General features: G+C 61.4%; 10 protein-coding genes. 5 read left to right on the top strand and 5 right to left on the bottom strand.

The window, feature by feature from the left end:
• The first annotated feature begins 11 nt into the window (after positions 1-11).
• From ACGHP5_RS11895 to ACGHP5_RS11880, 4 genes are all read left to right on the top strand, one after another.
• Positions 12-2,039 (top strand): S8 family serine peptidase, encoded by a 2,028-nt coding sequence (locus tag ACGHP5_RS11895; protein ID WP_390566947.1) that lies wholly within the window; start codon positions 12-14, stop codon positions 2,037-2,039.
• 14 nt (positions 2,040-2,053) lie between these two features.
• Positions 2,054-2,524 (top strand): hypothetical protein, encoded by a 471-nt coding sequence (locus ACGHP5_RS11890; RefSeq protein ID WP_290532398.1) that lies wholly within the window; start codon positions 2,054-2,056, stop codon positions 2,522-2,524.
• A gap of 191 nt (positions 2,525-2,715) precedes the next feature.
• Positions 2,716-3,906 (top strand): FprA family A-type flavoprotein, encoded by a 1,191-nt coding sequence (locus tag ACGHP5_RS11885; RefSeq protein ID WP_390566946.1) that lies wholly within the window; start codon positions 2,716-2,718, stop codon positions 3,904-3,906.
• Positions 3,907-4,014: 108 nt separating this feature from the next.
• Positions 4,015-5,328, top strand: coding sequence for a UDP-glucose dehydrogenase family protein (locus ACGHP5_RS11880; protein WP_390568430.1), 1,314 nt, complete (start codon positions 4,015-4,017; stop codon positions 5,326-5,328).
• Positions 5,329-5,367: 39 nt separating this feature from the next.
• Here the strand turns inward: ACGHP5_RS11880 and ACGHP5_RS11875 are convergent, their stop codons facing one another.
• The 4 genes from ACGHP5_RS11875 to ACGHP5_RS11860 all read right to left on the bottom strand — a co-directional run bounded on the left by ACGHP5_RS11875 (position 5,368) and on the right by ACGHP5_RS11860 (position 8,065).
• Positions 5,368-6,585: a sodium ion-translocating decarboxylase subunit beta gene (locus ACGHP5_RS11875; protein ID WP_290532400.1), complete on the bottom strand. Its 1,218-nt coding sequence runs from the start codon at positions 6,583-6,585 to the stop codon at positions 5,368-5,370.
• Positions 6,572-6,934 (bottom strand): hypothetical protein, encoded by a 363-nt coding sequence (locus ACGHP5_RS11870; protein ID WP_390566944.1) that lies wholly within the window; start codon positions 6,932-6,934, stop codon positions 6,572-6,574. Before ACGHP5_RS11870 ends, ACGHP5_RS11875 begins: the two co-directional genes overlap by 14 nt.
• 184 nt (positions 6,935-7,118) lie before the next feature.
• Positions 7,119-7,505, bottom strand: a complete 387-nt coding sequence (locus ACGHP5_RS11865) for a hypothetical protein (RefSeq protein WP_337771638.1) — start codon at positions 7,503-7,505, stop codon at positions 7,119-7,121.
• 110 nt (positions 7,506-7,615) lie between these two features.
• Positions 7,616-8,065: a YhcH/YjgK/YiaL family protein gene (locus tag ACGHP5_RS11860; RefSeq protein WP_290532403.1), complete on the bottom strand. Its 450-nt coding sequence runs from the start codon at positions 8,063-8,065 to the stop codon at positions 7,616-7,618.
• A gap of 206 nt (positions 8,066-8,271) precedes the next feature.
• Here ACGHP5_RS11860 and aspA point away from each other — a divergent pair, with 206 nt between their 5' ends.
• A complete protein-coding gene (aspA, locus tag ACGHP5_RS11855; protein WP_290532404.1) occupies positions 8,272-9,705 on the top strand; it encodes an aspartate ammonia-lyase in 1,434 nt (477 codons plus the stop codon).
• A gap of 129 nt (positions 9,706-9,834) precedes the next feature.
• Here the strand turns inward: aspA and ACGHP5_RS11850 are convergent, their stop codons facing one another.
• Positions 9,835-11,964: a M3 family metallopeptidase gene (locus ACGHP5_RS11850; protein WP_390566942.1), complete on the bottom strand. Its 2,130-nt coding sequence runs from the start codon at positions 11,962-11,964 to the stop codon at positions 9,835-9,837.
• Between the last annotated feature and the right edge of the window lie 6 nt (positions 11,965-11,970).

The following is an 11,970-nucleotide window of genomic DNA, read 5'->3' as shown; positions in this document are numbered from 1 at the left end:
ATTATAAAATTATGACAAGGACAACAACTTTATGGAGCCTGCTGCTCCTGTCTGCGGCACTCGCCCTGGGTTCGTGCGCCAAGGATGCGACGGAACAGGCGACGGGTCCCGAGCCGGAAGCGAAAGCCGCCTCCAAACTCGTATTCTCGTCGGAGAACGCCGTCAAGGGCGAACTGCTGGTCTGCTTCGGCGAAGAGGCCGTAGCGGGCATCGAATCGTCGGTCATGCAGGTAACGCGTTCGGGCGGCGTCGCCACCCGTTCGGGCATCGCCGATTTCGACGCCGTGCTCGGCAACATCGGGGTAAAGGCGTTGCAGCGCCTGTTTCCGGTAGACGAACGGAACGAGGAACGCACGCGCGCCGCCGGCCTGCACCGCTGGTACGTCGTGGAGTTCGATGACAGCGCCGATCTCGACAAGGCTGCCCTCGACATGGCCCGGATCGCTGAAGTGAGCAAGGTGGAATTCAACCAGCAGCTGATGCACGTCCACGACGGCAAGGTCATCCCGCTGGCCGAAGCCGGAGCTGCGCCGCAGACCCGCGCGGCCGTCGGCTTCAACGATCCCCACCTGGGCAAACAGTGGCACTACATCAACACCGGCGACAAGTCGATCTATTCGAAGATCAAGGCGGGCGCCGACGTCAACTGCGACGAGGCATGGCAGCTCTGCACGGGCGACCCGCGCGTCATCGTCGCGGTCGTGGACAACTGCGTGCAGTGGGACCACCCCGACCTGGCCGCCAACATGTGGACCAACACCGCCGAGCAGAACGGTTCGGAAGGCCGTGACGACGATTCGAACGGCTATGCCGACGACATCCACGGTTTCAACTTCGTCGACAATACGACGCTGACCATCAGCACCAAGGGCGACGCGCCGGACCACGGCACGCACGTGGCCGGGACGGTCGCAGCCGTGAATAACAACGGCACGGGCGTCGCAGGCATCGCAGGCGGCTCGGGCAAAAACGACGGCGTGAAGATCATGTCCTGTCAGATTTTCCACGACGACGACGGCGGCTCGGCGGCCATATCGGCCAAAGCCATCAAATATGCCGCCGACAACGGCGCTGCGATCATCCAATGCAGCTACGGCTACCCCGCCGGTTCGGTAACCTCCGACGCGGCCTATTCGAGCGGCGCCAGCGCCGAGAAACAGGCCATCGACTACTTCATCGCCAAACAGAACTGTGCGGCCATCAGCGGCGGACTGGCCATATTCGCCGCCGGCAACGACATGACCGGCATGTCGAGCTACCCCGGCGCTTACCGCGACTACATCTCCGTAACGGCCATGTCGTGCGACTACACCCCGGCCTACTACACCGACTACGGCCCCGGCTGCAACATTGCGGCTCCCGGCGGCGACGCCTACCAGTCCTATCTGGAAAACATCACGAGCGGGGCGTCCGAGGTGTTATCGACCGTCAACGGCGGAAAGTACGGCTACATGCAGGGCACGTCGATGGCATGCCCGCATGTTTCGGGCGTTGCGGCGCTCGGGCTATCCTATGCGCTGCAACTCGGCAAAACCTTCACCCAGAACGAATTCACGACGCTGCTGCTGACATCGGTAAACGACATCAACCAATACTGCACCGGAACGAAACAGTATGTCACCGACAAGGGCAGCCTGGCGACGCTCGACCTGTCGCAGCACAAAAAGGGAATGGGCACGGGCTATATCGACGCCTACCAGGTGCTGATGAACGTCCGCGGCATCACCTGCATCCCGATTCCCGTCGGCAGCCAGTACACGCTGAACCTGCAGCCGTACCTCGGCGGCGGAAACCTGGATCTGAAGATTACGGAAATCTCCATTTCGGCCGACGACATGAACCGGCTGGGCATTTCGTCGACCCCGACCATCTTCGCCAACCAGATCATCCTCAAATGCACCAAACCCGGTTCTGCGGTGGTCCGGATCAAGCTGCTCGCCGGAAACGGCAACAACAGCGGAATGAACGGCATGCCGATCACGAAGGAATTCGCCTTCATCGCGCGTGAAATTCATTCCCAGAACGGAGGTTGGTTATAAAACAAGGACATATTATGAAAAGCATCAAACTGTTATTGATCGGCCTCGCCGCTGCGTTCGCGCTGACCGGGTGCGGCGATTCCAAGGACACCCCCGAACCCGAAGGCGACGGCAGCGTCGTCGGCAGCTGGCATCTGGTTTCGTGGAGTACGCTCCAGTCCGCCGATGTCTACCTCTCGTTCAGCGAGGCGGGTTCGTTCCAGCTCTACCAGCGGCTGTACAAGCCCGAATACGTCCACCTGGACGGCACGTATTCCTACGACAAACCCACGCTCAGCGGCCGGTACAGCGACAACACCTCGTGGGGAAGTTCCTCGTACCGGGTTTCGTTCAACGCTGACGGGACGCGGATGACGCTGACCAGCACTTCGAGCACGAGCGACGTCTCCGTCTTCGTCAAGGCCGAAATCCCGTCGGACATCATCTCCGGCGCGCTGGAGGCCACTCCCCAAAGCAGGGCCGAAGATATGCCGCGGTTCCTCTGATACGCCGTTCTGCCGGCATGCGCCGCAGCCCCTCGCCGGGCTGCGGCGTTTTGCTTCCGGATGAAGGGCCGCACCGCACACGGTGCTTTTTCACACCCCGGCATGCAACTTGCCGGAGCAATAAAAAAACCGGCAGTAGCACCGGAAAAATATTTTTCGTAAATTTGTGCCAAAACAAAACACAAACGTTTATGGCAATTACCGAAATACTTCCCGGCATCCACTACGCCGGGGTCAATGACCGCACCACCACGCGCTTCGAAGCCCTTTGGTCGCTTCCGACGGGCGTGTCGTACAATGCCTACCTGGTCGTGGGCGAAAAGATCGCCCTGATCGACACCGTCGAAGAGTCCTTCGGAAGCCGCCTCGAAGCCAACATCCGCGAAGCCATCGGCGACCGCAGGATCGACTACCTCGTCGTCAACCACATGGAACCCGACCACTCGTCGTCGATCTCGGCCCTGCGCCGCATCTACCCCGAGCTGCAGGTCGTGGGCAACGCCAAGACCCTGCAGATGCTCGCCGGATTCTACGGCATCGACGCCGGCACGGTCGAGGTCAAGGAGGGCGACACGCTCGACCTGGGCGGCAAGACGCTGTCATTCCACATGATCCCGATGGTGCACTGGCCCGAGACGATGGTCACGTGGTGCGCCGGTGACCGGACGCTCTTCTCGGGCGACGCCTTCGGCACGTTCGGGGCGCTCGACGGCGGCATCACCGATTCGCAGGTCGAGACCGACCGTTACTGGGACGAGATGCGCCGCTACTACGCCTGCATCGTGGGCAAATACGGCGGCCCCGTGCAGAAAGCGCTCCAGAAGGTCCGCACGCTTCCCGTCGAGACGATCTGCTCGACGCACGGACCCGTGTGGCAGCGGCAGATCGCAAAGGTCCTGGACATTTACGACCGTCTGAGCCGCTACGAAGGCGAACCGGGCGTGGTCGTGGCCTACGCCTCGATGTACGGCAACACGGAGCAGATGGCCGAGCGCATCGCGCGCGAACTGGCCTCGCGGAACGTCGGCCCGATCCGGGTCTACAACCTCTCCTACGCCGACCCGTCGGTGGTCCTGCGCGACGTTTTCCGTTTCGACACGCTGATCGTCGGCGGCCCGACCTACAACGGCAACCTGTTCCCGCCCGTGGCCGAACTGCTCGACCGCATCGCCGCGCGCGGCATTCCCCAGCGCAAATTCGGCTGGTTCGGTTCGTTCTGCTGGGCCGGAGCCTCGGTGCGCCTGCTCGCGGAATTCGCCCAGAAGATGAAGTGGGAGCCTCTGTGCGATCCCGTGGAGATGAAACAGGGCTACTCGCACGAGATGTGCGACCCCTGCGCAACGCTGGCGGAGGCTGTCGCCGGATGCAGGTGCGGAAAATAAAACGACGCAAGGGCGGTCTTCGGACCGCCCTTTTTCGTGCTGCGGCGGGGATATTCCGAAAAAAAGACTATATTTACATTCCGAAAGGAAAAAACTCCAGGAATCATGATGAAAATAGCAATCGTGGGAACGGGTTACGTAGGACTCGTATCGGGGGCCTGCTTCGCCGAAATGGGACTCGACATCACCTGCGTGGACATAGACGCAAAAAAAATAGACGGTCTGAACGCGGGCATTATCCCGATCTACGAGCCGGGACTCGAAGAACTCGTGCGGCGCAACGTGGAGGCGGAACGCCTGCACTTCACCACCGACCTCACGAAGTGCCTGCCCCATGTCGAAGTGGTCTTCTCGGCCGTCGGGACCCCGCCCGACGAGGACGGTTCGGCCGACCTGAAATACGTTCTCGACGTGGCCCGCACCTTCGGCCGCCACATCCGCAAATACACCGTGCTGGTCACCAAGAGCACCGTGCCCGTGGGTACGGCGCAGAAGGTGCGCGCCGTGATCGAAGAGGAACTCGAAAAACGCGGCTGCAAGGTCCCGTTCGACGTCGCCTCGAACCCCGAGTTCCTGAAGGAAGGTGCGGCGATCAAGGACTTCATGTCGCCCGACCGCGTGGTCGTGGGCGTCGACAGCGAACGGGCGCGCAAGCTGATGGCCAAGCTCTACCGGCCGTTCCTGATCACCAATTTCCGCGTACTGTTCATGGACATCCCCTCGGCCGAAATGACCAAATATGCCGCCAATGCCATGCTCGCGACACGCATCTCGTTCATGAACGAGATCGCCAACCTGTGCGACCGCGTGGGCGCCGACGTGGAGATGGTCCGCAAGGGCATCGGTTCCGACGCCCGCATCGGCAACAAGTTCCTCTACCCCGGCTGCGGCTACGGCGGCTCATGCTTCCCGAAGGACGTGAAGGCGCTGGCCCACACGGCCCGGGAACACGGCTACACGATGCAGGTCATCGAGGCCGTCGAGCGGGTCAACGAGCAGCAGAAAGGGGTGGTTTTCGAGAAACTGCGGGCTGCGCTGGGCGACTTGCGGGGCAAGGTCGTCGCAATCTGGGGCCTGGCCTTCAAGCCCGAGACCGACGACATGCGCGAGGCCCCGGCAGAGGTGGTGATCGGCCGCCTGCTCGACGCGGGAGCCGAGGTGTGCGCCTACGACCCCGTGGCGATGCCCGAAAGCCGCCGCCGGATGGCGGGCCTGCCGGTCCGCTACGCCCAGACGATGTACGAAGCCGCCGAAGGCGCCGACGCAGTGGCCCTTCTGACCGAATGGAAGGAGCTGCGCATGCCCGACTGGACGCACCTGCGCGCGACGATGCGGGGCGACGTAGTCGTCGACGGCCGCAACATTTTCGACAAGCCCGAGGTCGAAGCGGCGGGATTCCGCTATTCCGGCATCGGAAAATAAAAGACCGGCCCGCTTTCCGCGGGCCGGTTCTCTTTCGGGTCACAGCATCGGAATCACCGTCACGTAGATCGCTGCGATGATGGCCGACGTGATGACGCCCATGATATTGGCTCCCAACGCGTCGGGCAGGATCATCGACGAGGGGTTGTCGTGCGCGACGATCTTCTGCGCGACCTTGGCCGTCGTGGGCACGCAGCTGACGGCGGCGATGCCGATGACGGGGTTGAAGTTGCCCCGCTTGAAGAAATACATGAGATAACCGCCCAGAATGCCCCCGATGCCCGAGATCAGCAGGGCGAGAATTCCCAGGACGAGCAGTTTGAGCACCGTGGGATCGAGCAGCGTATGCGCGTCGCACAGCACGCCCAGCAGGATTCCCAGGAAAAACGTCGAACCGTAGAGCATCGGCCCGCTGATGAAATCGTTCACGTGCTTGAGTCCCGACTCCTTGATCACCACGCCGATGAAGAGCGAGAAGAAGAGCGGCGCAGCCACCGGAAAGAGCAGGCAGAGGATCACGCACATCACCACAGCGAACGAAATCTTGGTCGCGGCGCTGTACTGTTTAGCCGGTTTCTTCGCCGGTTTCATCTTGATAGCCCGCAGACGCTTGGGGACCATCGCCCGCACCAGATAGGGATAGCCGCCGTAGGTCAGGCCGAGATAGAGATAGGCGACGACGGTGATCGGCACGAAAATCTCCTTCGAGAGGTTGAGCGAGGTGAAAAGCACCATCGGCCCGTCGGCCCCGCCGACCATCGCGATCGAAGCGCTGTCGCTGGGGCTTAATCCCATCGAACAGGCGATCGGCAGTACGGCGAACGTGCCCAGCTCGGCGCACAGCGCGAGGAACATGCTCTGCAGGGGCTTCGCCAGCACGAAATTGATGTCGAGCATCGTCCCGATGCCCATGAAGATCAGGCAGGCTATCAGTCCGTTGCTGAACATGAAGGTGTAGACCGGTTGCAGGAAGTCGATCTGCAGAATGTTCATCAACTGATCGGTTTCGGTGACCATGGGGTCCAGAAACAGGTTGCCGTGCATTCCGCCCGGAAAAATCAGCACCCCGGCGTTCACCGCCGCCATGCCCAGCCCCATCGGAATCATCACCAGCGGTTCGAGTACGCCCCTGCGTCCCAGGTAAACCAGCAGGATACCCAGCAGGATCAGCCCGATGCGCGTATACATGATCGCGGGATCGGATTGCAGCAGCGTCGAGATACCCTGGAAAATATTGCCAAGATCAAACCGTTCCATGGTGCAGCTCGTATAAGCGTGTCATCTCCTTGTCCTGCCTTGCGGCATCTTCCGGGTTGCCGAGATGATATTCGGCCAGAGCGTCCATCGCGCGGTCCGCATCCGGATCGGCGGGGACTTCCCCGCCGATCCGGGCGGCCGAACGGATGTAGCGGTCGGTACGCGCAATGTCCATGCGGTAGGCACGGCCCCATATACGGCCTTTTCTCAACAGCGCGGACATCTCCGTTCCGTTAAGCCGGGAGAAGAAAAACGTCATCAGTTTGAGTACGTACGCGAAGGCTATTCCCACGATAAACGTGAAGCCCATCATCAGCGACGTCTCTTCGATCATATGAATCAAATCCATTTTTTACATTCGTCAAAGTTTTGCCATTGGGTGTGCCGGAGCATTCTGCGCATGCGGCAAAGCATGCCGAACGTCGTTCGCCGCACCGCACCGGCGTCGATGCGGCAGCCGGAGTCCGCACACGGAAATCCGACGTACGATGCACGGACGGCATCATACGATTGAAAACGAAAGGATTTGACGGCTAAATGACCAGAATGCCGAACCGGAGGTAGTCGGCGCGATGGAAGGGCACGACGGCCTGCCCGCCGCGCAATAAAGAAGAAACGACGTATTTCGTGCAGCAACCCTGCACCAGCGGAAAATACCGCCCGGAGCAGACATCACGGTCGCCGCCCGATACCCGCTGCGGGCTTTCCACCGGCTTGCGCAGTGCCCGCACGGGAGAGGGAACGGCCGTCCGGACGGTCTCCGTCGCCACGCAATCCCCGTATTCGGAACCGGCAAGGAAACATTCCGCCGTCTGCCGGACCGCGTCCGCAGCCGGCATACCGGATTCCGCTCCCGGATCCATGGCGGACGAAAGGGAGGAGACCAGCAGGAAGAGGAATATGAAGGCCGATGTTTTCATATCATACGGGAATATCCGTATGGCAAATTTAGTACAAATCCCCGAGACGAGCAAGCCCGGGCACAAAAAAAGGCCGGGAAATCCCGGCCCGGAAGGTATCGCCTGCGCGTTTACCGGCGCACTTTGACGATGATCTTGCGCACCGTGCCCTCGCCCACCATCGGAGCGTGCCCGTCCTCGGGGAAAAGCACCGTAAACTGGCCTGGACGCATCGTGTAATAGGTTTGCGGCACGTCGTCGAAGAGCTGGATGTCCTTTTCGACGCTGAATTCGTCCAGCGGCTTCTTGAGATCCTTGCGCTCGCTCCAGCCGAAGGACTCCTCCACACCCCGGATGAGAACCTGGATGTCGATGTACTCGTTGTGGATTTCGAGTTTGGCGTCGGGCTTCTGTTTCAGCTCGCGCTCCATCACGTTGACATAGATGTCCTTGCCGTCGAGTTCGTGAATACCCGGCTCCATCGCTGTCCAGTCGGTCGAGGCGATCAGTTCGAAAGCCTGTTTCATGCGCGGGCTTACGCCGTAGTAAAGCGCGCTGTTTTTCAGAGAGTCTAAAATCATGTTCTTTATTTGTTTTTCGGTCCTGCGTTCGTCCGCCGCCGGATTCTGTGATCCCCGCGGAACGAATACAAAGTTAACAAGATTTTTTGTTTTAACAAAGTGCCGGAAAAAGCATTATATTTGATGTCGGAACGGTTTACCGGACCGCATCCGGTTCGGTTCAGCCCATCCGACTTTTGCGTACCTTTGATAAAAACATACCGATCATGGACTTTACGGAGATCAGACTTTCGGGCAAAACCCGTCGTGAACACGATCTGCTGGGCGAAATGGAAATCCCGGCGGAGTATTATTTCGGCGTGCAGACCATGCGCGCGGTGGAGAACTTCCACATCAGCCGCGTGCGGCTCAACTTCTTTCCGGAGCTGATCCGCGCCCTGGCCGACGTCAAGCAGGGCGCCGCGATGGCCAACCGCGACCTGGGACTGCTCGACCCCGCGATCGCCGACGCGATCATCCGGGCCTGCGAGGAGCTGCGCGCCGGGAAACTGGAGGAGCAGTTCGTCGTCGACATGGTGCAGGGCGGCGCCGGCACGTCGACCAACATGAATGCCAACGAGGTGATCGCCAACCGGGCGCTGGAACTCCTGGGCCACGAAAAGGGCGAGTACCGCTACTGCCACCCCAACAACCACGTCAACCTCTCGCAGTCGACCAACGACGCCTACCCCACGGCCGTGAGGATCGCATTGGTGCGCAGCATCGAGAAACTGGTGGCCTCGCTGCGCGAACTCATCGCAGCGTTCCATGCCAAGGGCGAGGAGTTCTCCGGAATCATCAAGATGGGCCGCACGCAGCTTCAGGACGCCGTGCCGATGACTCTCGGACAGGAGTTCGAAGCCTACGCCGCCAACCTCACCGAGGAGACCGAGCGGCTGACGGCCAACATGAAACTTTTCTTCGAGATCAACATGGGGGCCACGGCCATCGGAACGGGCATCAACGCCGACCCCGACTACGCGGGGCTTTGCACTCGTTACCTGCGCGAGATCACCGGACTGCCGCTCGTCGAGGCGTCGAACATGATCGAGGCCACGAGCGACACGGGCGCCTTCATCATGAACTCCTCGGCCCAGAAACGCCTCGCGGTGAAGCTCTCGAAAATCTGCAACGACCTGCGCCTGCTCTCGTCGGGTCCCCGCTGCGGACTGAACGAAATCAACCTCCCGCCGCGCCAGCCGGGATCGTCGATCATGCCGGGCAAGGTCAACCCGGTGATCCCCGAGGTCGTCAACCAGGTAGCGTTCCGCGTGATCGGCAACGACCTCACCGTGACGATCGCATCGGAAGCCGGACAGCTCGAACTGAACGTCATGGAGCCGATCATCGTCCACTGCCTGTTCGAGAGCATCGAAATGCTGATCAACGCCATGAACACGCTGCGCGAGAAGTGCATCGCCGGCATCACGGCCAACGAGGAGGTCTGCCGCCGGATGGTCTATAACAGCATCGGGCTGGTGACGGCGCTCAACCCCTACCTGGGTTACGAAACGTCGAGCATGCTGGCCAAGGAGGCCCTCGAAACCGGAAAGGGGATCTACGATCTCGTGCTCGAACACCATCTGATGAGCGAGGAGGAGCTGCACAAGGTGCTGCAACCCGAAAACATGGTCCACCCGCGCAAGAAGATCGGGGAGTGACCGGAACGGAACAGAGGCTTGTCCAACAAGCCTGAATCTTACGGTTTCACCCCTGTCAGAGCAATCTCCGGCAGGGGTGATTTCCGTTCTCGGCGGCTTGCCGGACGCCCCTTCCATTGCGCCGGACGGCTATTCCGCCAGTCCGTAACGGCGCATCAGGGGTGTCGCATCGGGCACGGCGCCCCGGAAACGCACATACTGCGCCATCGGCTCGTCATACCCCGCTTCGGTCAGGATGTGGCGGCGGTAACGGCGCGCGGTCCGGGGATCGAAAATATCGCCCGTTTCGGTGAACGCCGCGAAGGCATCGGTATCCAGCACCGCCGACCACGTGTAGGAGTAGTACTGCGCGGGATAACTGCTGGCGAAGATATGGTTGTAATAGGTCGTCCGGAAGCGGAAAGCGGTATGCTCCGGGAAGTCGTAACATTTCAGGAACGCCTGCTCGAACGCCCCGACGTCGCACCCTTCGACCGGCTGCCGCACGGTGTGCCATTCGAGGTCGAGCAGCGCGGTGGCATAGAAATCGGTCAGGTAAAGCCCCTTCAGGAAGTTCTCCGCCTCCTTGAACTTCGCGATCAGCGCATCGGGAATCGGCCGCCCGGTCTCGTAATCGCGGGCGTAATGCTTCATCACCTCCGGCTCCCAGGCCCAATGCTCGTTCAGCTGCGAGGGCAGTTCGACCATGTCGCGCGGGAAACTGCCCGTCACCTGGGGATACGGCCCGCGCGAGAAGAAGCCCGCCAGGGCGTGCCCGAATTCGTGGAAGAGGGTCTTGACCTCGGAGGTCGACAGCAGCTGCGGCCTGCCTTCGGCCGCACGCGAGAAATTGCAGCTGATGGTCACCAGCGGCAGCACCTCCCGCTCTGCGGCACACGAATACCCGCGCAGGCGCGAGCACCACGCGCCGCCGCGTTTGCCCTTGCGGACGAAGCAATCCAGGTAAAGCAGTCCGAGGGGACGGCCTTCGGCGTCTCTGGCCTCGAAGGTCAGCACGTCGGGGTGGAAAACGGGAATGTCCGTGCGCGGCGTCATCGTGATTCCGAAAAGGCGGTTGGCCACATAGAAAACGCCGTCATTGAGCACATTGTCGAAAAGCAGGTAGTTGCGCATGCGTCCCAGTTCGGAGCCGAATTTCGCCTTGCGCAGCTTATTCGAATAGAACGCCACGTCCCACGGTTCCAGCCGGAAAGCCGAATCCCGTTCGTATTTCACGGCGAAGGACTCCAGCTCGGCACGCTCCGCACTTCCTTTCCTCGCGGCAGCATCCTTGAGCGGCAGCAGCAGTTCGCGGACCTTTTCGGGCGTCCCGGCCATGTTCGTCTCCAGCGTATAGGCGGCATAGTTCTCGTATCCCAGCATCCGGGCCCTTTCGAGGCGCAGGTTGACGATGTCGACCGACAAGTGCCGGTTGTCGTACTTCCCGTCCATGCAGCGCGAGGTGTAGGCCTCGTAGAGCCTCCTGCGCAAATCCCGATCCGTGGCCGAGGCCATGACCGACGCATAGTCGCCGTTCGTGAACCCGACGGCCCACATGCCCGGGTGTCCCTGCCGGGCCGCATTGCGAGCGAAGCGCTGCCGGGTCGTCGCCGCAAGCCCGTCGAGCAGGCTGCTGTCCTGCACGTACAGGACGAACTCCTGGGTCGCCTGCGTGATGTTCTGTCCGTGGCGGATGCGTTTGAGCGAAAGCTCGCGGTTCAGTTCCTTGAGCCGTTCCTTCTGTTCGGGCGCGCAGAGCGCCCCGCCGCGGATGTAGCTCCGGTAGACCTTGCCGAGCGTCCGCAGCTGGAGCGAATCCAGCCCGGCCGCGTCGCGCCGGTCGTAGACGGCCTTCACCAGACGGAAGATCGCCGTGTCGAGTGTCACGGCGTCGTATGCCTCCCCGGTCAGCTGCGCGGATTCCAGGGAGATCCGGATCACGGAGTCGCCTCCGAAATTCGATTTCAGGTAACCCAGCACCGCGCGCGGAACGTCCAGCAGGCTGTCGGCGCGGTCGAGGGGCGCGACGACGTTTTCGAAAGTCGCCTCCGCGGGGTCCAGCGCCCTGATTTTCGCAATCCCGGCCTTATAGGCGCGGACTCCCTCCTCAATGGCGGGCATGATGTCGGCGGCATGGATGCGGTCGAGACGGGGTGCCCCGTAAGGGGCATCGGAAGGCGTCAGCAGGGGATTTCCGGCGAAAAGCCGGCCGGAGAGGAGAAGCAGCCCACATACGGAGAGGAAGAGCGTTCTCCTTACGAACGAAAAGGATCGGATCATAGCGAA

This window comes from Alistipes sp. i18-0019-D1 (genome assembly GCF_042852885.1).
Taxonomy (GTDB): Bacteria; Bacteroidota; Bacteroidia; order Bacteroidales; family Rikenellaceae; genus Alistipes.
Note: the sequence above shows the minus strand (reverse complement) of the source record. Positions and strands in the feature narration are given on the sequence as shown.